At 53.9% G+C, this 21,298-nt stretch carries 20 protein-coding genes; 9 read left to right on the top strand and 11 right to left on the bottom strand.

Going from position 1 to position 21,298, the window contains the following annotated elements:
* Window positions 1-17 precede the first annotated feature (17 nt).
* Window positions 18-1,343: an ABC transporter substrate-binding protein gene (locus MYS68_RS05520; protein ID WP_248924866.1), complete on the bottom strand. Its 1,326-nt coding sequence runs from the start codon at window positions 1,341-1,343 to the stop codon at window positions 18-20.
* 193 nt (window positions 1,344-1,536) lie between these two features.
* Entirely contained in the window at window positions 1,537-2,328 is a 792-nt protein-coding gene (locus MYS68_RS05515) for a helix-turn-helix domain-containing protein (protein WP_248924865.1), read from the bottom strand.
* A gap of 129 nt (window positions 2,329-2,457) precedes the next feature.
* Between MYS68_RS05515 and pyk the strand changes: the two genes are divergently transcribed.
* Window positions 2,458-3,507, top strand: coding sequence for a pyruvate kinase (pyk, locus tag MYS68_RS05510; RefSeq protein WP_248924864.1), 1,050 nt, complete (start codon window positions 2,458-2,460; stop codon window positions 3,505-3,507).
* A 387-nt stretch (window positions 3,508-3,894) separates the two neighbouring features.
* Here the strand turns inward: pyk and MYS68_RS05505 are convergent, their stop codons facing one another.
* Both MYS68_RS05505 and MYS68_RS05500 read right to left on the bottom strand, forming a co-directional pair.
* The gene (locus MYS68_RS05505) at window positions 3,895-4,092 is read right to left on the bottom strand and encodes a cold shock domain-containing protein (RefSeq protein WP_248924863.1); all 198 of its coding nucleotides are present in this window, start codon (window positions 4,090-4,092) and stop codon (window positions 3,895-3,897) included.
* 93 nt (window positions 4,093-4,185) lie between these two features.
* Window positions 4,186-4,890, bottom strand: a complete 705-nt coding sequence (locus tag MYS68_RS05500) for a methyltransferase domain-containing protein (protein WP_248924862.1) — start codon at window positions 4,888-4,890, stop codon at window positions 4,186-4,188.
* Window positions 4,891-5,064: 174 nt separating this feature from the next.
* On the opposite strand from MYS68_RS05500, the gene MYS68_RS05495 reads away from it, so the two are divergent.
* Together MYS68_RS05495 and MYS68_RS05490 are read left to right on the top strand one after the other, a co-directional pair.
* Entirely contained in the window at window positions 5,065-5,298 is a 234-nt protein-coding gene (locus MYS68_RS05495; protein WP_248924861.1) for a hypothetical protein, read from the top strand.
* A 275-nt stretch (window positions 5,299-5,573) separates the two neighbouring features.
* A complete protein-coding gene (locus MYS68_RS05490) occupies window positions 5,574-6,395 on the top strand; it encodes a YjbE family putative metal transport protein (RefSeq protein ID WP_248924860.1) in 822 nt (273 codons plus the stop codon).
* A 138-nt stretch (window positions 6,396-6,533) separates the two neighbouring features.
* Here MYS68_RS05490 and MYS68_RS05485 read toward each other — a convergent pair whose 3' ends face one another.
* Window positions 6,534-8,213: a thiamine pyrophosphate-binding protein gene (locus MYS68_RS05485; protein WP_248924859.1), complete on the bottom strand. Its 1,680-nt coding sequence runs from the start codon at window positions 8,211-8,213 to the stop codon at window positions 6,534-6,536.
* Window positions 8,214-8,400: 187 nt separating this feature from the next.
* On the opposite strand from MYS68_RS05485, the gene MYS68_RS05480 reads away from it, so the two are divergent.
* A complete protein-coding gene (locus tag MYS68_RS05480) occupies window positions 8,401-8,580 on the top strand; it encodes a hypothetical protein (RefSeq protein ID WP_248924858.1) in 180 nt (59 codons plus the stop codon).
* 65 nt (window positions 8,581-8,645) lie between these two features.
* On the opposite strand, the gene MYS68_RS05475 is transcribed toward MYS68_RS05480, so the two are convergent.
* The gene (locus MYS68_RS05475) at window positions 8,646-8,906 is read right to left on the bottom strand and encodes a hypothetical protein (RefSeq protein WP_248924857.1); all 261 of its coding nucleotides are present in this window, start codon (window positions 8,904-8,906) and stop codon (window positions 8,646-8,648) included.
* A 48-nt stretch (window positions 8,907-8,954) separates the two neighbouring features.
* Here MYS68_RS05475 and pepF point away from each other — a divergent pair, with 48 nt between their 5' ends.
* The 3 genes from pepF (at window position 8,955) to MYS68_RS05460 (ending at window position 14,214) form a co-directional block, all read left to right on the top strand.
* Entirely contained in the window at window positions 8,955-10,742 is a 1,788-nt protein-coding gene (gene pepF / locus MYS68_RS05470) for an oligoendopeptidase F (RefSeq protein WP_248924856.1), read from the top strand.
* Window positions 10,743-10,840: 98 nt separating this feature from the next.
* Complete coding sequence (locus tag MYS68_RS05465) at window positions 10,841-11,167, top strand: LapA family protein (protein WP_248924855.1); 327 nt, start codon at window positions 10,841-10,843, stop codon at window positions 11,165-11,167.
* Window positions 11,168-11,733: 566 nt separating this feature from the next.
* Window positions 11,734-14,214: a beta-propeller domain-containing protein gene (locus MYS68_RS05460; RefSeq protein ID WP_248924854.1), complete on the top strand. Its 2,481-nt coding sequence runs from the start codon at window positions 11,734-11,736 to the stop codon at window positions 14,212-14,214.
* A 73-nt stretch (window positions 14,215-14,287) separates the two neighbouring features.
* On the opposite strand, the gene MYS68_RS05455 is transcribed toward MYS68_RS05460, so the two are convergent.
* The 3 genes from MYS68_RS05455 to MYS68_RS05445 form a co-directional block, all read right to left on the bottom strand.
* Window positions 14,288-14,536, bottom strand: a complete 249-nt coding sequence (locus MYS68_RS05455) for a DUF7667 family protein (RefSeq protein WP_248924853.1) — start codon at window positions 14,534-14,536, stop codon at window positions 14,288-14,290.
* A gap of 99 nt (window positions 14,537-14,635) precedes the next feature.
* Window positions 14,636-14,941: a Dabb family protein gene (locus MYS68_RS05450; protein WP_248924852.1), complete on the bottom strand. Its 306-nt coding sequence runs from the start codon at window positions 14,939-14,941 to the stop codon at window positions 14,636-14,638.
* 254 nt (window positions 14,942-15,195) lie between these two features.
* Window positions 15,196-16,020, bottom strand: coding sequence for a DUF92 domain-containing protein (locus MYS68_RS05445; RefSeq protein WP_420852093.1), 825 nt, complete (start codon window positions 16,018-16,020; stop codon window positions 15,196-15,198).
* Window positions 16,021-16,143: 123 nt separating this feature from the next.
* Between MYS68_RS05445 and MYS68_RS05440 the strand changes: the two genes are divergently transcribed.
* A complete protein-coding gene (locus MYS68_RS05440; RefSeq protein ID WP_248924850.1) occupies window positions 16,144-17,343 on the top strand; it encodes an HD domain-containing phosphohydrolase in 1,200 nt (399 codons plus the stop codon).
* 454 nt (window positions 17,344-17,797) lie between these two features.
* On the opposite strand, the gene MYS68_RS05435 is transcribed toward MYS68_RS05440, so the two are convergent.
* Together MYS68_RS05435 and MYS68_RS05430 are read right to left on the bottom strand one after the other, a co-directional pair.
* Window positions 17,798-18,427 (bottom strand): fumarylacetoacetate hydrolase family protein, encoded by a 630-nt coding sequence (locus MYS68_RS05435; protein WP_248924849.1) that lies wholly within the window; start codon window positions 18,425-18,427, stop codon window positions 17,798-17,800.
* Between the two features lie 44 nt (window positions 18,428-18,471).
* Window positions 18,472-19,749, bottom strand: a complete 1,278-nt coding sequence (locus MYS68_RS05430; protein WP_248924848.1) for a CapA family protein — start codon at window positions 19,747-19,749, stop codon at window positions 18,472-18,474.
* Window positions 19,750-19,982: 233 nt separating this feature from the next.
* Between MYS68_RS05430 and MYS68_RS05425 the strand changes: the two genes are divergently transcribed.
* Window positions 19,983-21,296: an ABC transporter substrate-binding protein gene (locus MYS68_RS05425; RefSeq protein ID WP_248924847.1), complete on the top strand. Its 1,314-nt coding sequence runs from the start codon at window positions 19,983-19,985 to the stop codon at window positions 21,294-21,296.
* Window positions 21,297-21,298 lie beyond the last annotated feature (2 nt).

Genomic DNA, 21,298 nt, shown 5'->3' with positions numbered 1-21,298 from the left:
CGCTGCCTTCGGTCCGCCTATTTATTTTCCTGAATATATTTGTTGGCCTTCTCCTCCGCTTCCCTAAGAACCGAGTTGATATCCTTCTTCTCATAGGCCATGTTTTTGGCCGCTTCGTTCAGGAACGGATACAACTTCACGTCATATTTGGTTGCTTTCGGCAGAGGAGCCGGCTTGACCGCAAACATCCCTTGCAAGTTTTTCCCCTCATACAGCTTCGTATCGACGGATACTTCTTTTTTGAGTGCGGGATCGTTCAGAACGGTAATTCGCGTCCCCCGGTTCATCGCCCTTTGAAATTCCTCGCTGACCATCGTTTTAATGACGGCATAGGCCGCTTGCTTATTTTTGCTGTTCGGCGTGACCATCGCCAGATGAAAATCGACCTCTCTGCCCAAACCCGGTTTGTCGTCGAATGACGGGAAGGAAACGATGTCCCAGTTGAAGTCTTTGCCGGTTTCCTTCAGTTGGGGCAGACGGGCGGTAATGGCGGAATGCCAGTACGGAAACATCGCCGTTTTCTGATCCTTCAGGAAGTAATCGATGCCGAAGGAATATTTTTTGCCCGGCTCCACGCTCCCCGGAATGCTGTAATTTTGCTCATAAATCCCGAAAACCCGCTTGTAGTCGTCGGTCGTCAGAACGGCCTTTTCCTGCTTTTCATCGACAACGCCGAGCCCGTAAGGCCGGGTGAGCAGCGTCGGATTTTGCAAATCAAGCCCGATATACTGTACGCCCTGATCCTGCTTCGTCACCTTTCTCGCCAGCTCAATCACCTGGCTCCAGGTCATGCCGTCCTTCGGGTAAGGCACCGCAAATTTATCGAAAATATCTTTGTTGTACAGCAGCACTCCGTAGTTCATCGCGTAAGGAATTCCGTAAAATTCCCCTTTTTCGCCAAAGCTTTTCATCACCCGGATCGTTTCCGGCTCGAATTTGGTGAAATCGATATTCTCCCGCTTGATGAAGTCGTTCAAATCCGACCCCAAGCCCAGCTGCAGCAGGTCAAGCAAATAATAGTTGCTGGTCAAAATGACATCCGGAACTTCGCCGGCCGCGATAAGCGTATCCAGCTTGATGTTCGGTCCGGAAACCAGCTTCGGCGTTATATTCGGAAATTTCGCCTGAATCGGCCTCGTGATCAGCGCATCCAGGTCCGCATCGGCCAAAACGCCGGCATTGTGGGAATAAAACGTCAGCGTCACCGGCTCGTTGTTATATGCGTCCGGATTGGCCTGAGCCGGCTTATCCCCGGCAGGAGCTACATCTCCGCAGCCCGCAAGCGCCACCGCGCCAACAATAGACATGCACACGCAAACCGGATTCGCTTTCTTCAAGTTCATGATGGACCCCTCCTCAAAAAAAATAAACCCGGAATGCGGTTCAAGCCGCTTCGTCCGGATGTTATATCCGAAAAGCAAGCATGAACTGACGCACTCGGGTTTCTCCTGGTCTCCGCCCCAGTCATCGTTTACCATCATTATATTTCAGAGGTCCTTTATTCTTGCCAAATTTACAAAATATTTGTACAGACAGTCAAAGCTTTCTCGCTTCCCGGCGCTTCGTGTAATCGGACGGAACCTGACCCAGTTTCATTTTGAAAATCCGGTAAAAATACGACACGTCCGCATACCCGACATATTCGGAAATATCCTCAACGGTCATACCGGACTCCACGAGGAGCGACTGAGCCGCTTTCACCCGCGCTGTATGCACGTAATCGCCGATCGTTTGACCCGTCATTTCGCGGAAGAGGGACGCTGCATAATTCGGGCTTTTGCCGATAAAGGCGCCGATCTCGTGTTTGGTCACTTTTTCCCGGTAATGGTTATGAATATACGATTTCATCAGTTCGGCAAGCTCGCTTTTTGCAGATTTGCGGTCTCTTCCGTCCCATTCCGCCTGCAGCAGCGCGAGCATCTCCAAAAGAATGCCTGCGCATAGCGCCTCCCGGTATGCAAACGGCTCGCCCCAACGCTCATGCATTTCTTTAAACCTCTGCGCCATCAGGCTGATCTGATGCGGTTTCAAAAGCAGGACGCGCTCCGCGCCCAGCATCGGCAGCAGACTGCGGTCCGCCCCCGCGGCTAACGTGAAGCCGGCCGTGTATTTGTCGTGCGTCACCGTAGGGATGCTTTTGCCGTAAAAGAAGGCGTTGTCCGGAATGAGCAGCACATCCCCTTTCTCCGCGATAATTTTGTCCGCACTGATCCGGTACAAGCATTTGCCGTAAGTGACAATAACGACCTGGAACAAGCCGTTCCCCGGCTCCGCCTCCTCAAACCATTCCGCGCCTTTATCGCGCCTCACATATTCGACATGTATCATAACCGCCACTCCGAATCGTACTATTTTTCATATATGTTACTAAATTTCATGGTAAGAAACAACGAGATTCGCTTACAATGAGGCAAAACAGTGCATTTACCAAACGAGCATATAAGAGGAGCGAGCATCATGCGCAAAACGAGCATCGTATGTACTCTCGGACCGGCGATCCGTTCCGAATCCGTATTAGATCAGGTTATCCGCGCGGGAATGAACATTGCCCGCGTCAATTTCGCCCACGGCGAAATGGCCGACCATTTGGCCGCGATCGAGACCGTTCGGCAAGCGGCACGGAAGGTTAACGCCCCCGTCGGCATCTTGCTGGACATCAAGGGACCGGAAATCCGACTCGGCAAGCTGAAGGCCGATTCGTTCGAGCTGGCGGACGGCCAATCGTTCGTACTGACGGCCGAGCAGATCATCGGGGATTCGCAGCGCGCTTCCGTTACGCATCCGAACCTTCCGGCGGAGGTGGCGCCCGGATCGGTCGTGCTGATCGACGACGGGATGCTGGAGCTGATCGTGGAGAAAGTCGAGGGTCAGGACGTCGTCTGCCGCGTCGTGCACGGAGGCAAGCTCAAGCCGAGAAAAGGAATCAATTTGCCCGGCGTACGGACCTCCCTTCCGGGAGTCACGGAGAAAGACCGCGAGCACATTTTGTTCGGCATTCAGCACAATGTCGACTATATCGCGATGTCATTCGTCCGCAAGGCGGAGGACGTCGAGGAAGTCCGGGCCATGCTCATGCGGCATAACGCGGAACGGATTCAAATCATCGCCAAAATCGAAAACGCCGAAGGCATCGACAACCTGGACGCCATCATTGCCGCCGCCGACGGCATCATGGTCGCCCGCGGCGACCTCGGCGTGGAAATTCCGATCGAGGACGTTCCGCTCGCCCAGAAGCGGATGATCGGCAAATGCAGAGCCGCCGGAAAAATGGTCATCACGGCGACGCACATGCTCGAATCGATGCAGTTGAACCCGCGTCCGACCCGCGCGGAAGCTTGCGACGTCGCCAATGCGATATGGGACGGCACCACAGCCGTCATGTTGTCCGGCGAAACCGCGGTCGGGAAATATCCGGTCGAGGCGGTCAGCTGCATGGCGCGCATCTCCGAACGCGCGGAGCTCGCCCTGGCGCAGCATGAGCTGCCGGCGCCGATGGTTGCCGTGTAACGGCACAAATGTCCGGCTTTTACGGAGGAACCGTCCGAGCAGCGACTGAACGGACAAGCGGAAAAACCTGCAGATCCTGCCCCGAGGAGGGCACGACTGCAGGCTTTTTCTATTTGGTATGCAAACGTGGATCAATGAATATCGGGCATTTCGCGGAACAGTTAAAATAACGGGAAGAAAAAAAGGCGATTTCCCGAAACCCGGGAAATCGCCTTGCGCTATGACACTAATATATGAAAAGCTTCTGACCGAAGCCCTTTCGACCAAGATACATTCGTGTCTAAGCGGAAGCTTTTCTTGCGAATCAGACGTTTAACGCCTCCGGCTTATAAATTCTGATTCATTACAAAATCGTCAGCGGCGCCTCAAAGCACCGACCAACCGATCTTATAACTTGATGACGTTAGCTGCTTGAGGACCACGGTTGCCTTGCGTGATGTCGAATTCAACCTGTTGGCCTTCTTCCAAAGTTTTGAAACCTTCGCCTTGGATTGCGGAGAAGTGTACGAATACGTCGTCGCCACCCTCAACTTGAATGAATCCGTAGCCTTTTTCTGCGTTGAACCATTTAACTGTACCTTTCAAGTAAACAACCTCCTAAAAATATCGCCTTCGAGTGCGAATAGTAAAATTATATCACCACTAATAAGATAAATCAACGTTCTAAAAAATATTCGCTCATTTCTTTACAATGAGCAGCAGTTCGTTCGAACCGGGAATAAACGGAAGTCCGGAAGGGATAAACGCCGCCTCGGCTCCAAGCTCCTTCAAATCGTTCATAAGCTGGTCCATATGCGGATAACGGTCCCATTTCAAAGTGAATACCGGGTATATGCGTATCTCTCCGCCGGGGCTGCAGACGCGAAGCATTTCGCGGACGGCGTCCCGGTGGAACGAATAGTCGAACTGCTCATGGTACAAAAATAAAAAATGGCTGCACAGCACAAGACGAAACTGCCCGTCATCAAAAGGAAGCTGCGGCAAACGCCCTGACTTGTATCGTTCTCCCGCGTCCGGCGCCGAATAATCGGCGATAAACGCATTGAGGGAAGCGATACGTCCTTCTTTGTGGCTTACCGGATCACCGTAATAACTCCAATCGAAGTGCTCCTGAAGTTTCTCCAGCTTGGCGGTAGACGTCTCAATCTCCGCACGGCCGTGTTCAAAAATCGCCTCCCGCCCCATATCGTACAGCGGATCGGCGGCCTGTGCCCGAAAGCCGCGGCTGCTGGCTTCCGCCGTAAATGAGGAGGCTCCTCCGGCAATGTCCAGTATGCGCCCTTCTCCAAGCTGCGATTCTTCCAGCGCAAACATGCGCTTATACTCGGCGAACGAACGGCATGTCATCGCCACTCCAACTTGCTCATAACGGGGTTTACTCATCCCACATCTCTCCTCTTCTACGCTCAGACTCGGCTCATCTCCCCAAATGGGAAGAGACGGCATCCTCGATGCCGTAGGAGAATCTTACCATCGATTTTCCTTTTTGACAACCGGAAATATTCAAGGTATCATTCTGGCATAAAGCGAATTCCGATCAGAATGGAGCCGAAAACAATGATCAAAACACACCAGATATACAAAAAAGACAAATGGAACATGATGACCGTCGAAGTCAACGGAAAAACGATCATCCTTCGCGAAATTTCCGATCAATGGGGCGAGGAATGCCATACTTTTCTCAGCCGTCCGGCGATGATGCAATGGGTAAGCGAGCGTTTTCCCAAGGAGAAATACGAAGGCAATGAAGAGGAATGGAACGAAATTATGGACGCCTTCAAGCAGGTTTAGGCAATCGTAAATATGTCCGCTTGACTTCGGGCTTGTCCTCCTACTATAATGTAGATAACTTCATAAGACGTCCTCCAAAGGGGAGTAGCTGATACAGTAAAGTCGTCAATTCGGGTTTTCAGGTTTCCTGTACCCCGGCTTTACTGGCAACGAATGCGTTGTTAGCAAGACCTTTGCCATGCTGATGGTAAAGGTCTTTTCTTGTTCACGGCCTTTACCGACCATCGGTAGAGGCCGTTTTCTATTATCCCTGAAAAAAAAGGAGTGTTACGCGGATGGAGTGGTTTACTGCGGATTGGCTTGCTGCACTATTCAGCATCATTATGATCGATTTGGTTTTGGCCGGGGACAACGCGATTGTCATCGGTCTCGCCGCCCGGAACTTGCCGGGCGAGCTGCAAAAACGCGCCATTTTATGGGGAACGGCGGGAGCTATTCTCATCCGGACGTTGGCGACGCTTGGAGTCGTTTGGCTGCTAAGGATACCGGGCCTTCTCTTTATCGGAGGGCTGCTGCTCGTCTGGATCGCCTACAAGCTGCTGGCGGATAAAAAGGATCACGACATTCCGGCCAAAAACCGCCTCGGTGCCGCAATCTGGACGATTGTGATGGCCGACGCGGTCATGGGCTTCGACAATGTCATTGCCGTTGCCGGCGCCGCTCACGGCGAATTCGCCCTCGTGGTCATCGGGCTGCTTGTCAGCGTGCCGATCGTCGTTTGGGGCAGCAAGCTTTTTATTCACCTGACCGAACGTTACCCCATCATTATATACGTGGGGGCCGGCGTGCTTGGGTTTACAGCCGGCAAAATGCTGACCGGCGATTTGCTGGTGAAGTCGTTTTTCGAAGCTAATCCGATCGCCAAGTGGGGACTCGTCGCGGCGATAACCGCCGGCGTCCTGATTGCCGGGCGGTGGAAGCAGATGCTTGATTCTTTGGCGCGGATCAACGACCAGGGCGAGCTTACGATCCCGAAGCAGCTCGGAGATGCCGCCGGTATTAGGCCCGACGACCGGTTTACCGTACGTACGGATGCGCGAGGACAGCTTGTGCTCGTAAAGCAGGCAGACGACGATTACGCGCAAAACGCTGGGTAAAGGGCGACAGCAAGCGAGCATGCGGGTTAAGCGAGTATATGATCAGGGTACGGAGCTTGCTCCGTTGTTCATACCAAACAGCGCAGCCTTTTTTTCGGGGCTGCGCTGTTTTTTTCAAGCCGGCTGTTTTCATCGTCGTCAAATCTTCGTGTGCGGCACGACGGTATCGGCGGTCGCTACCTGAATCAGCGTCGGTTTTCCCGAGGACAACGCCTCCTTCAGCCGCGCCTCCAGCTCATTCGCGGTGGAAGCCTTCATGCCGACTCCGCCGCAAGCCTCGGCCAGCTTGGCAAAATCGGGATTTCGGATCGAGCTGCCGAGCGGATTCAAACCGGCGAGCTCCATCCGGTTTTTTTCCATCGCGTAAGAGCCGTTGTCCAGCACGAGCAGTACGAGGGGAGCATTCTCCTGCACGGCCGTCTGGAACTCCATGATCGTTTGCACCGCCCCGCCGTCTCCCGCAATTGCGACCACCTGCCGCCCGGGGTGCGACAGCTGTGCCGCGATGGCGGCCGGCAGCGCGAAGCCGAGCGTCCGCCAGCGGCCGGATACCAGAATGTCCTGCCGTTTCGCCTGGAAAATCCGATTGAACCACAGCGTATGGTCCCCGGTATCGACGCAGACGATCGCGTCCTCGGCGAGCTGGTCCGCGATCGTTTTCATGACGCGCTGCGGAGCGATCGGCGAGCTGTCATCGGCCGCTTCCCGCTCGATGCGCGCCTTCCATTCGCCTTTCAGCTGCGCGATCCGCCGCTTCCAGCCGCTGCGGTCCTTGCGGCTGCGCTCCGCCTCCTGCAGCAGCTGCGGCACGATGTGCGTCAAGTCGCCGACGACGCCTTTTTCCACACTGTGGCCGATTCCGATATTGGCCGGGGCCATATCGAACTGCACGATCCGTGCCTGCGCCGGCACGTACTCGCGGGGCCACCATGTCGCACCGAGCATCGCGATCAGGTCGCTTTCCGCAAGCACCGCGCTCGCCGCCTCGCTGCCGCCTTGGCCGAGGCCGCCGGCGTACAGCTCGTGGTCGTTTGGCAGCAGCGGGCGCGCCGGATAGGTCGTGACGACGGCGGCCCCCAGCGTCTCCGCCAACCGGCGCACCGGCTCGGCGGCGGCTGCGGCGCCCCGGCCGAGCAGCAGCACCGGCCGCTCGGCGCCGCACAGCAGCGCGGCGGACTCGGCGATCGCCGGCGGCGGAGACAGCAGCGGCTGGTGCAGATGCGCGCTGTAAGGGGTTACCACGCCGTTCACCTTGGCGTGGTACAAATCTTTCGGGACGCTGAGATGCGTCACCGTCCCTTGCGTTTGCGCTTGCACGAGACACGCGTGCAGCAGCTCCGGCAGCGCGTCCGGATGGGCGAGCAGCTCCGAGGTGTGAACCGCGGCGCCGAGCAGCTGCTGCTGGTTCACATATTGTTTCGCGTGCGTGCCGATTTGCGCGGTGCCGACCTGACCTGTGATCGCGAGCACCGGCGCGCGGTCCATGTATGCATCGGAGAGGCCGTTCAGCAGATTGGCCGCCCCCGGTCCGCTCGTCGCGAGACAGACGGCGACCTTGCCGGTCAGCTTCGCTTCCGCGGAAGCCATCAGAGCGGCGGCTCCTTCGTGGCGGCAGGGCACGTAGCGGATGCGGTTCTGTTTGCCCAGCTCATCCAATAAATATAAAGTAGCGTCGCCGATGACGCCGTATATTCGCTGCACCCCCCACCCGTGAAGCTGCTCCAAAATAAACTGCGCCACATTCAGCCCCGAGGTCGGCGGCCGCTGTCCGGTGTTGATCGGCTCGCTTTTCACCGGCGCAAGCGTAGTCTGGGCCATACATGCACATCCTTTCGATTAAATTCGCTCACGATCGGGAAAATCGTGCAAACAAGGTTATTTTCCCCTCGCCTCCCGTTTGCATTCTTTGGAAAAAATGTTCCGAAAAAAAGGATTTCCGCAATTGCGGGGCGAACTGTTTCAGCATAATCATGCTTACCACCTCCATGTGGAAGGAGTTTCAGTTTTGAACAACGGCGCATCGATTTTGACCTTTATCATCGTTTCGTTTGCCCTCGCTCTTATTTTGATCATGAAAAAAGACTCGCTCCCGAGCAGTATGAAACGCCCGCTGGCGCTGCTCGCTTTGGTTATGATTTCGTTTTCGTTCGGGCTGATCATCTACAGCTTTTTCGGGCTTTCGTAGCGGTTTATTCGCGGTCGCTCATCGCTGAGTGACTTCGGTGGAAGTTTTTCTTAACGATAAAGAATTTAAAAGTTATCAGCGTAGCTGATGAAATTCTTTATCACAAGAAAAACTACCGCTATAACGCGGTCGCTCATCGCCGAGTGACTTCGGTGGAAGTTTTTCTTATAATAGGAAAAAGACGCTGCGGGTAAACTATGGGAATCGAAACCAATCCGAGGAGCGTGAGCTTTTGGATGAAAGTGATTCCCGTCACCGTCGCCTGCAGCATGATATTCTGCTTGCTGGCGTCCGCCGGCGCCGCTCAGGATGTTCAAGATGCTCATAGCCATTACACGCAGAACAAACCAAAATCGTCGACAAGGAGGCTTCCCATGAATCAAGTACAACGCAAGGATGTACCCGCCGAGCACCAATGGAAGCTCGAGGACCTGTTTCCTAACCAGCAGGCTTGGGACAAGGAATTCCAGGAGGTTAAAGAGTCGCTCCAGAAGGTGCGCGGCTTTCAAGGCAAATTAAGCGATCCTCAGGCTCTCAAACAATGCTTCGAACTCGAAGACGATATCTCCTTACATACCGAGAGACTTTACGTGTACGCGAACATGAAGCATCACGAAGATACCGCCGATCCTACATATATGGCCTTATCCGATAAAGCAAAAAAGCTGAGCGTCGAGGTCGGCGAAGCGCTGTCGTTCATCTCCCCGGAAATATTGTCCCTCAGTGACGAGCAGCTTCAGCAGTTCGTAAACCATCCGGATTTGCAGTTTTATAAAAGATCGCTCGAAGAGCTCATCCGCCAGAAGCAGCACGTGCTCAGCCAGCAGGAAGAAGCGCTGCTCGCCCAGGTCGGCAACCTGTCGCAGGCGCCGGGGACGATTTTCGGCATGCTCAACAATGCGGATATGAAGTTCCCGAAAATCAAAAACGATGACGGCGAAGAGGTCGAGCTTACCCACGGCCGCTATATCCAATTCCTTGAAAGCCGCAACCGCGAGGTGCGCAAAAATGCATTCGAAGCGATGTACGCGACCTACGGCAAACAGAAAAACACGATTGCCGCAACACTCGCGGCGAACGTGACGAAAAACGTATTTTATGCCAAGGTGCGCAAGTACCCTTCCGTTCTGGAAATGTCGCTGTTCGGCGACAACATCAAGAAGGAAGTATACACGAACCTGATCGATACGATCCACGATTCCTTGCCGCTGATGCACCGTTACATGGAGCTGCGCAAAAAGCTGCTGAAGCTGGATGAGCTGCACATGTACGATTTGTTCGTTCCGCTTGTCGAGGAATTCGACATGAAAATCACTTACGACGAAGCAAAAAAGACCGTCCTGGACAGCCTGAAGCCGCTCGGCGACGATTACCTGAAGGTGCTGCAGGAAGGCTTTAACGGCCGCTGGATCGACATTTACGAAAACGAAGGCAAGCGCAGCGGAGCCTACAGCTGGGGCGCTTACGGCACACACCCTTACGTGCTGCTCAACCACAAGGACAACCTGAACAGCATGTTCACCTTGACGCATGAGATGGGCCACGCGCTGCATTCGTATTATTCGGACACGAACCAGCCTTACCGTTACGCGCAGTACACGATTTTCCTCGCCGAGGTCGCTTCCACGCTGAACGAGGCGCTGCTGATGGATTACATGCTCAAGAAATCGACCGACCCGAAGGAAAAAATGTACCTGCTCACCTACTACATGGACCAGTTCCGGACAACGGTGTTCCGGCAAACGATGTTCGCCGAGTTCGAAAAGATCATCCACGAGAAGGCGGAAGCGGGCGATTCCCTCACTCCGCAGGAGCTGAGCAAAATTTACTACGACCTGAACGTGCAGTATTACGGCAAAGACATGGTCGTCGACAAAGATATCGAGATGGAGTGGGCGCGCATTCCGCATTTCTATAACAGCTTCTACGTGTACAAATATGCTACCGGCTTCTCGGCGGCGACCAGCTTTGCGAAACAGATTTTGACGGAAGGCCAGCCGGCCGTCGACCGTTACCTCGGCTTCCTGAAGAGCGGCGGCAGCGACTACTCGATCAACATCCTGAAAAAAGCCGGCGTCGACATGTCCACGCCGGAGCCGATCAAGCAGGCGATGAGCGTCTTCAAGAGTTTGCTCGATCAAATGGAGCAGCTGGCGAAATAAATCCTTCTAGGCGAATATGGAAATTTTTTGCCGAAACGCTGAGAATCATGATACCATGGTCTCAGCGTTTTCTTTTTAAGAGAAGGGGCGGTGAATGGATGAAAACACAGTGGATTTTGATCAGTACGCTCGTCTTCGCCTTGGTAACGGCGGTTTTTGCCGTCATTAACGTGGAGAAAGTGCGCGTCAACTTTTTATTTGCGGAAACGGATTTGCCGCTTATTTTGGTCATTCTCGGTTCGACGCTGCTCGGCGGATTGATCGTCGGAACGTTCGGCATCGTACGCCAATTCAAGCTGCAGCGCACGATAAAGCAGTTTGAGAAGCAGCTGCTCGCCTGGCAGAATGCTACCGGTTTAAGCGAGCCCCCATCTCCGGAGACGGACGATCCGCAATCCGCAGAGGCGTCTTCCGCTTCAGTCTAGGCCGGCAAGGCCTGAGTCGAACGGGAACTTGCCCGAGCGCTCCGCGGCTGGGGCAAGGTACCCGGCAGGTATGATTAGACTGGTCGTCTCGTCGGCCGGTTCGGTTCGTACAGGCGAACGGTCGTCTTATAACGCCGGCAAACATGCCGACGCAATCGACGCTGCCTTTATGCGCATATTTTTGCGGCATAAAGGCTTTTCCCTATTACATTCTTAGTCGCACCCCGCTCGCTTCTGTGCGATTAAAGCAACTTCATGGCGTTCGTGCTGTGCCCTCAAAGAGGAACTATTTTCCTCTATTCCGGCAAACCCGGAGCCTCCATGCAGAAAAAATGGGCCAAATAACGAACGCCAGCTCCTCTATTTTTCCTTTGACCTTAAAATCATGATAATAGCGCACCTTAGTTCCTCTAATCCAGTCAGGAACCGCTGCCCCTCCCCCCTCCGTCCCCTCGCACCGGACTCATTTTTTTTCAAATAATCCCTCCAAGCTGAAACAAATTACCGAATCCGTTCGTCAATAGGGTCAAAATCCATTGTTATTTTTTTCATACGGAGGGAATGGGATGAAGAAGATTGCGTTACTAACATCCTTGATCGCCCTTGGCATGGTGCTGAGCCCGTCGGTGCTGCCTCAAGCGACCGTCAAGGCGTCGGAGGAGGTGAAGCTGACCTTGTCCGGACAGCCGCTGACGTTCTCCTTGCAGCCGCGGATGCTCAATGGCACGCTGTTCGTTCCGCTGCGCGAATTGACAACGGCGCTCGGCGCCGATGTATCGTGGAACGAAGACAGCGGCTCGGTCACTGTTTCCAAGTCCGGAACAAGCCTCACCTTTACGGTCGGCAGCCATGTGGCGGTGCGCGGAGACGCGCAAATTCAGATGAGCGCCGCTCCCGTTATGGAGCAAGGGCAGATGCTCGTGCCGCTTCGGCTGATCAGCGAATCGTTCGATTTTAACGTTTATTGGGACGGCGCGAATTTAACGGCGGATATTATGAACGCTGCCGAAAGTCTTCCCACGGTCGGCTCAGCGGACAAGCTGAAGGAGCTGCTGCAGGAGGCGTCTGCCGACAGCCCTGCGTACGTGGGCGACGGGATCGCCGTGCGCGCTATGAAGGTTCCGATATCCGTGGGGATTAAAGAAAAGGCAAAGTCGTCCGCCGATTCCGCGCCGGAGTCCCCGGCGGCTCCCACTGCCTCCGTTGCGGCAAATGCCGAATTCTCCGGCACCCTCAAGGTCATCGATCAAAACGGAGCGCCCGACTACTCCAAAACCAACGTGCAGGTGCAGGTCGTGGACGAAGCGGATGTCATCAAAACGGACGGCAAGTACATTTACCAGGTGAACCGCGGGCGCATCGTCATCGCCGAGGCTTACCCCGCCGATAACATGAACGTCGTCAGCACGCTCCAGTTTGAAAACAGGCAGCTGTCTCCGATCGAAATGTACGTGGACGACAAGTATTTGATCGTGATCGGAAACGCCAGCAAAAACGTCGCTTATCCGGCTGAGGAAGCCCGAAGCGTCGACTCGCCGGTCGGCGCAAAAATTAAAATCGCCGTTGTCCCGGAAAATCCGCAAGTCACGAAAGCGGTGATTTACGACATCAGCGACAAAACCAATTTGCACAAAGTGCGCGAGTTCGAGCTCGAAGGCGGATACGTCACTTCGCGTAAAGTCGGCTCTTCCTTGTATCTTGTCGCCAATAAATACATCAACAGGTACCGCATTTTGCAGCAGCAAGGCGCAGCAGGCGAGCAAGCTCAGGCTGTGGAGACCCCTTCCTACCGGGATTCGCTTGCCGGAGACAGCTACATCAAAATCGGACTGGAGGATGTCCGGTATTTTCCGAAATCGATCGAACCGAACTATCTTCTTGTCGCCGGTCTTAACCTGGATCAGCCCGATCAGAAGCTGGCCGTTCAGTCCTACCTGGGAGCCGGTCAAAACGTGTACGCTTCCCCAAACAACCTGTACGTGACGATGCAAAAGTACGAACCGGTAACCGAGCCGGCCGATGCCGACGGCAGCGGTGCCGAACCTGCCGCCGAGCGTCCGGCTATGCCGATCGTCGCGATGAATACGACCAGCACGATTTACAAATTCGCTTTGGATCAAGGTAAAATCCGCTATTCGGCTAAAGGAACGGTTCCGGGGCGGGTGCTGAATCAGTATTCGATGGACGAACAAAACGGGTACTTCCGCATCGCCACCACAACCGGCGAAGAATGGCGTCAAGACGAGCATACGTCCAAGAACAACCTGTACGTGCTGAACGAAAAACTCGAGCTGTCCGGCAAAATCGAAGATATTGCTCCCGGAGAGCGCATTTATTCCGTCCGTTTTATGGGCAATCGCGCCTATATGGTCACGTACCGTACGGTCGATCCGTTTTTCGTCATCGATTTGGCGGATGTGAAAACTCCAAAAATTCTCGGCCAGCTGAAAATTCCGGGCTACAGTAATTACCTGCATCCGTATGATGAAAATCACATCATCGGCTTCGGCAAGGATACGGAAGAAGTAAGCAATTACGGAGGTTCCGCGGCAAACGGCGCTCCTTCGACGACCGCGTATTATCAAGGCATGAAGCTGGCCGTATTCGATGTGACGAACGTCGGCGAGCCGGTAGAGATGTTCAAGGAGATCATCGGCGATCGCGGCACCGATTCCCCGCTGCTGAACAATCCGAAGGCGCTGCTGTTCTCGAAGGAAAAAGGGCTGCTTGCATTCCCGGTTACCGTGATGGAAATCAAAAACAAATCCGCTTCCCCGACGGCAAAAGAGGTGGCGCAATACGGGCAGTTCGCCTTCCAGGGCGCCTACGTATACCACCTGGATCTGAAGGATGGATTTAAGCTTAGAGGAAAAATCACTCACCTGACCGAGGATGAGCTCGCCAAGGCCGGAAACCGGTATGGCGGAGACCGCAGCATCCAGCGCATTTTGTATATCGGCGACAACCTGTACACATCTTCGCAAAGCATGCTGAAAGCTAACAGGCTGGATACGCTGGAAGAAATTAAATCTATCGAAATTAAATAGCCATGCAAAAAGAACCTCCGCCCGCTGCAAACGGGAACGGAGGTTCTTTCCGCTTTTCTCTCATCGAAAAAGGCTATTGCGAACTGCCGGATATGTGAAGCTGGCTTTCCAATTCCTCGATCTCGCGGCAAATCTCGTGCTGCCACTCCGCATCGCCGATAATCGACGCGGCATATGACCAATTGTGCAGCTCCGCAAGCTTCCTGGCAAAGTTCGCGTTCAGCTGCAGGCAAAGCGACATTTCCTGCTGTTCCGAGCCCGTCAAGGGCCGGTATTGCTGAACGGTCCACAGCTCCGCTAATCTCCAATGGGCACCTAACATATCGGATTACCACCTACTAGATAGAGTCGATATACCCCATTCTTGACCAAATCCCGGATTTTCAATCGTAAGTTTAGGAAAATATCTATTTTTTCGTTTTCATAGTTCAAATGGATAGTCAACGACAACGACGCTGTCCAGCAAACCGTCCAGCATGCGGACGAATTCCTGATGCAGCGGATGGGGCGAATATTGGCGCAGCGCCTCCCGGTCGCTGAACGTCACCCGCAGCCCCAGGTTAAAGCCGTGCCGGTTTTCCGTCTCTTCCGTCACGTTTATTCCCGCGCTGAGCTGGACGATGCCCGGAATACGTCCCTTGAACGATTGCAGCTTGTCCAGGAGCTCCTGCTCCATCTGCGCCGTCACGTTTTCCTTTAGCTTGAAAACAACCAAATGCTCGTACATTAAAAAACCTCCGTTCATGCTAATATAATAGATTTTTTTCTCATAAATCATGTACAATAGGAAGACTGGCGGAAAACGGCGGGAAATTCCGTTTTCCTTGTGGAAATGTAAGGAGGTTAATCCATGGTAGGCATTCTCATTTTTTCTCTTCTGCTCGTGGCGGGTATGCTCTGGCTGCTCATCTGGGTGCTCAAAAAAGCTTACTCCGGGCGAGACAAGGATTCGGCGGACTGATCGCTCTGATCGCTCGCGGCCTACAGCAGCCCTGTCAGCAGCAAGCCGGCAGCACCGCCGACCAGTGAGCCGATGACGTTCACCGTATCGTTCGTGCATAAAGATAAACCGCGAATGCGCACAGCGGGCTGGCCGCAGTGCGATTTTTTTTCGATTTCCTTGCCGCAGGAGCTGCAGCGGTACATGACCTGCCCCGTGGCGCCGATCAGCGAATCGGCTAGCGACCCGGCGAGACCGCCGGCGAGGCCGAGCAGCAGTAAAGCCGCCAGCGAACCTGGCGTTTCCTCCGAAGCGCCGAGCCTCATCAGCGCCCAAGCTGCGGCGCCGATAAATAGCCCACCGGCCGCGGAGGCGGCTAGGCCGAGCGGCGTCACCCCGCCGGAGGTGCCTGCCGGCACCTTGCGGCCGCTCACGATCGAGCGGGGCTGCGCACGGCTTAAGCCGCCTATCTCTGTGGCCCACGTATCCGCGTTGACCGCAGCCATCACGCCGATGAACGCCCCCCATAAGAAAGGGTGCGGCAAGGCTGCGTAAGCCGCGCAAAGCACGGCACCGAGCGCGCCGTTGGCAAATACCTGGCCCGCATCGCGCCGCCCTGTTTTCGCATACCCGCTTTCCGCGGACGCCTTCCGTTTCTTTTTCCACTTGGACCAGAAGGTCGACGATATGAAAAACGCAATCAGCGTTCCGAACCAGGCGAGGCTGCCCAAAGCGTACATGACGGTGCCGACGCCGGCCGCAGCGATTGCGCCGGAAGCGGACAGCGATTTTTTCCAATAGGCGAGTCCCGCAATCGCCAAACTGCAGCCGAATCCTATCAGCCAATCCACCGATGATCCCTCCATCCGACTTTCAGACTAAAACCAATATACTCTTTTCGGAAAAATACGGCAAACCCCGTTTACAGACTAATGGCCTATATAATATGATTTGAATATATTGTTGAGACGCGATGGAGAGTGAGCCCGGTGTACGAAGTAGACGAGTTTCTTACCGCGAAGATCAAGAAAGATCTTGAGCCCGAAGAAATGCTGAAGGTGATTTTTGACTATGCCGCAAGGATAGCCAATGAGCGGAAGCTTGATAATTTGCTCATGCTGATGGCGGATATGGGACGCGAGATGATCGTGGCCGACCGCTGCACCGTATGGCTGCTGGACAGGGCGAAAAACGAGCTGTATTCCACCGTTGCCCATGGCGTGCCGCCGCTTCGTCTGCCGAGCCATCACGGGCTCGTCGGACATGCCGTGACGACAGGCCAGCCGATTTTTATCGACGACGCGTACACGAACCTGGAATTCAAGCCGGTGCTGGAGAACGGCGCGATTAAGATGGACCAGCAAACCGGCTACCGGACGAAGGCGATTCTCGTTATCCCTTTCCGCAACAACGAAGGCGAAATTATGGGCGCTTACCAGGCGATTAACAAAATGACGGACGCCGAGTTATTTTCGCAAAAAGATCTTGAATATTTGACCCTCGCCGCTTCGTATGCCGGAAAATCACTTGAATCGGCGCTGCTCACATACGAGATCGAAGAAACGCAAAAGGAAATTATTTTTACGATGGGCGAAATCGGCGAAAGCCGTTCGAAGGAAACCGGAAACCATGTCAAGCGGGTGGCGGAGTATTCGTATATTTTGGCGCTGGGCCTCGGGATGAGCGAAGATGAGGCGGAAATGCTGCGCATCGCTTCTCCGATGCACGATATCGGCAAAGTCGCTATCCCCGATTCCGTGCTGAAAAAACCGGGCAAGCTGGATGAGGAAGAATTCGCGGTCATGAAGACGCATACAACGATCGGCTACAGCCTGCTTCGCAATTCCAGCCGCCGCCTGCTGAAAATGGCCGCCATCGTCGCCTACGAGCATCACGAAAAATGGAACGGCAAAGGCTACCCGCGCGGCATCGCCGGCGAGGATATTCACATTTACGGCCGCATTACGGCGATTGCCGACGTCTTTGACGCGCTCGGCAGCGACCGGGTGTACAAGAAGGCGTGGGAGCTCGACCGCATATTAAACCTGTTCAAGGAGGAACGCGGCCACCATTTCGACCCGAAGGTTGTCGACGTTTTCATGGAGCAGCTCCCGAAAATATTAAAGGTTCGCGATCAATATTCGGACGCAAATTTGGAGGAGCTTGAGAAGAAGGATCCCCTCGCCTAAAAGCATCCCCCCTAAGGGGGAGCCAGGCGCTCGGGCGCAAAGTTGTCAGGTAACAGGCAAGCACGAAATCGAGAGTTGAACGGTTGAAAAAGACTAAACGACGCTAGAAATTGTTAAGAAGCTTATAAACATAGCGGAACTCACGTTCGTTATTCTCAGAAAAACGGGCACTTCGAAAAAATAGAGGAACTGAGGTGCGCTATATCGTTGGAAAAAGACTTGAGGGTTGGGAAAACCGACAAATAGATCACCTGAGTTCCGCTAATTTTCAAAAAGACCCGAAATTGCCCCACTTAGCGAACCATAGTTCCGCTATGGTCCCGCATGACCCGACAACATTGGCCCGTTCGCCCTGGACCCGTAAAAAAACCTATGCCGGCTCCGCTCCTGCATGCTTTGTTAGATTGAGCAGCTACGACAAAACCCATATTTACAATAAAAAAAGGAGGGGCTGCTACCCCTCCATTTTCACTGTAAATTCCCCGAATTTTTCGCTGCCCCACAGGAGCTCCAGCCGATCGCCGTGCTTCACAGCCGCAACGCCCGCGGGAGTTCCGGTGAAGATGATATCGCCGGCGCCGAGGCCGAAGTTCGCCGCGATATAATCGATAATCACCTGCAGATTGAAAATCAGATCGTTCAAATTGCCGCGCTGCGCCTCCGCTCCGTTTTTACGCAGCACAAACTCCGTTTGCAGCACCTCGTCTTCGCCGGGAAACGGCCTGAACTCCGTGATCGGCGCCGATCCCAGAAACCCTTTGGCCAAAAGCCAGGGGTGCCCCTTCTTTTTCAGCTCGGACTGGACATCGCGAAGCGTAAAATCGATGCCGAGCGCCATCGCGTCCACCAGTTCGTCCACCTGCATGCCGGGGCGGTAGTCCCTCCCGATACGAATGACGAACTCCGTCTCGTAATGCACCTCTCCCCTGCCCGCCGGCAGCTCGATCGGCTGTCCGTTCATCGGGACGAGCGCATGTGTCGGCTTCATGAAAATCATCGGCTTGTCCGGCACCTCATTGCCCAGCTCGGCTGCATGCAAACCGAAATTGCGTCCTACGCAGTAAATGTTGCGAATTGTCGTCATCGTCGTTCATCCTTTCAGCTATAGGTTCGTCTTCACTGTCCCGCTTACCGCGCAGCGACCTTGCCGTTTTCATCCACCCGCGCATTGATTGAGATTTTCGTCAGACGGTTAAACAGCTTCGCGCCGTCCTCCTCGGACATGCGTACGGGCTGCGCCCATTTGGTCTGCACCGGAATAAGCTCCATGCCGCATTCTCTCTGTTTTGTGCAGGCTGCGTTTAATATGACCGTTTCCCAGGTTGCGGGAACGTCGTTGGTCGTAAAAATAAAATTGCCGAGGCTGTACGCGATCCATTTTCCGTTATATTGCTCGAAGCCCTGCATGACGTGCGGATGGCTTGCGACGACAAGATCGGCTCCGCCGTCGATATACTGGTGCGCCAGGTTGACCTGATCCTTGCCCGGCTTATCCTGCCGTTCGACGCCCCAATGCGCCATCACGACGACAAGATCAGCGTCTTCCCTCGCCTTCTTGATCGCTTCCAAGGCCAATGTTGTCGTATACGTTTGTGCAACGCCCGGCTGTTTGACCGTCGCGTACCAGCTTTGGTCCTCCGCGACCCGGCTGAAACCGAGCACCGCGATTTTCATGCCTTTGACTTCCAGGATCGCAGGGCGGTACGCTTCGTGAATATCTCTTCCCGCTCCCGTGTATTTGAGACCCGCTTTGTCGAGCTGATCGAGCGTGTCGACAAGCCCTTCCTTGCCGTAGTCCAAAATGTGATTGTTCGCCAGATTGACGACGTCGAAACCGGCTTTCATAAATTCCGGAAGCGCTTCGGGCGACGAACGGTAAACGTAATCCTTCTTTAAAGGCTTTCCTTTGGCCGTGACGGGCGTTTCCAGATTGGCGAGCGTAATATCCGCCGCCTCCAGGTACGGCTTCACCTCGCGATACGGGAAGTCGAACCCTTTCTCCTTCATGAGCGACTCGACCCTGCTCGCCCACATCACATCCCCGACGATCGCGAGCCTGATCTTATCCGTTTCCGCAGCCGGCTTTGTCTGCTGTGCGGGATCCACGGATGCCGCCGGCATCTGCGCTGCAGGCTGCGCAGACTGCTGCTGCCCAGCCGGCTGATCTTGACCCGCGGAGGAATTGGCCCCGCTTCCGGCCCCCAACCCACCCGGCTTGTCCGCTGCAATGGGGCTTGACGCAGCTTCAGGCGGCTGCGTGAGCGCCTTCTGATCTTCCCGGTTCATCAGCCAATAAAGCAAGGAGCTGAATGCGGCCAAAATCAGCACCGACAAAATGCCTATGGTGATGAACGGGTTCCATTTTTTCTTAACGCGCCGACCGTGTCGGACCGATCTTGATTCCATGGTTCTCCCCCTTTGGCGTAAAATGGAGCGAATGCGGAGGGCAATGAACCCATTATACCAGAATTTCTCGGGTTTGATCATAGGATTAACGCACTATGTCAGAATGGTTGCTGCAAAAAGTCGAATTTTAAGAAAATTTTACTATACTTTTGTCGAGTTTTGAACTAACATATTCGTTGGCATGTTTATGTCAGATAAACGAACACATCGGAGAAAAAGAGGAGAATATCTGGATGAAATTAAGCAATCGACGAAATCTTTTCATCACCCTGGCTTTCACCTTGGCTATAGGAGCCGCAGGCTGCGGCGGCCCCGAGGCGGGAATGAAAACCAAAGAAACCGAAGGGCCGGTCAATTTAAAATTCGCCTGGTGGGGAAATGCCCAGCGTAAAGAGCAGACTTTAAAAGTGATCGAGCTTTTCCAAAAGAAATATCCGAACATCAAAATACAACCTGAAGATTATTCCGGAACCACTGCACTCACGACGCAATTGGCGATGAATGTCGCAGACCAGGCAATCCCCGATCTTATTCAGATGGATTACTCATTCCTTAACCAGTATAGCGACAAAAAACTGATTGCGCCGCTTGATCCCTTTGTGAAACAAGGAATATTGAACTTAAACGACGTCGATCCGGCTTACTTGGATAACGGACGGAGAAACGATCAACTCCTGGGCGTTACATTGGGATTGAACAGCCCTGTCTATGCTTACGACCCTTCCATATTTGAAAAAGCGGGAGTTCCCGTCCCCAAACCCGAATATACGTTCGACGATTTGTATAATACCGCGCGGGAATTAAAAGCAAAAATCAAAGACAAAGATTTTTATCCGATGACCGGTTTCCCTGATTTTGCCTATTATCTTCGCGGCAAAGGCGTCTCCTACTACAATAAGGAAGGCACCGCACTCGGCTACGACAACGACCAATATTTCGCGGAATTCGTATCCATGCAAAAAAAGTGGAAGGAAGAAGGATTGATTGGTACGGACGGTTCGAACGGCAACGGCAATAATGACCTGCTTATTGTCCAGGGGAAAGCCGCTCTGTTTCATACTTCCAGCAATCTGGTGAGCGGGATAAGCCAAAGCGCGAAGCGTCCGATCAAGATCTTACCGGATCCTGCCGTTCCATCCGGCCAAGAGGCCAAGAACCTTAAAGCATCGATGCTCCTGGCGGTTTCCAACTTTTCCGATCATAAGGCGGAAGCTGCGAAATTTATCGATTTCTTTATTAACGACCCGGAAACGAACGATATTTTGCTCGGCGAACGGGGAGTACCGATATCGTCCAAAATAAGGGAAAGACTGATGGGCAAGATCAAAGAGACCGATAAAGACCAGTACCAGCTGGTCGATTACTTAAAAACACATTCCAAACCGATCGATCCTCCCGCCCCCGGCGGCAGCGGCGTTGTGAACAATTTGTTTAAAATCTATTCGGAGCAAGTTATGAGCGGGATGAAAACGCCGGAGTCGGCTGCCAAAGAATTCCGTTCCGAAGCAAACAAAGCCTTGAATCCGCTCGCCCAGGAGGACAACTAATC

The organism is Paenibacillus hamazuiensis (assembly GCF_023276405.1).
In the GTDB taxonomy this organism is placed as follows: Bacteria; Bacillota; Bacilli; order Paenibacillales; family NBRC-103111; genus Paenibacillus_AF; species Paenibacillus_AF hamazuiensis.
This window is presented reverse-complemented; position numbering and strand designations above follow the sequence as displayed.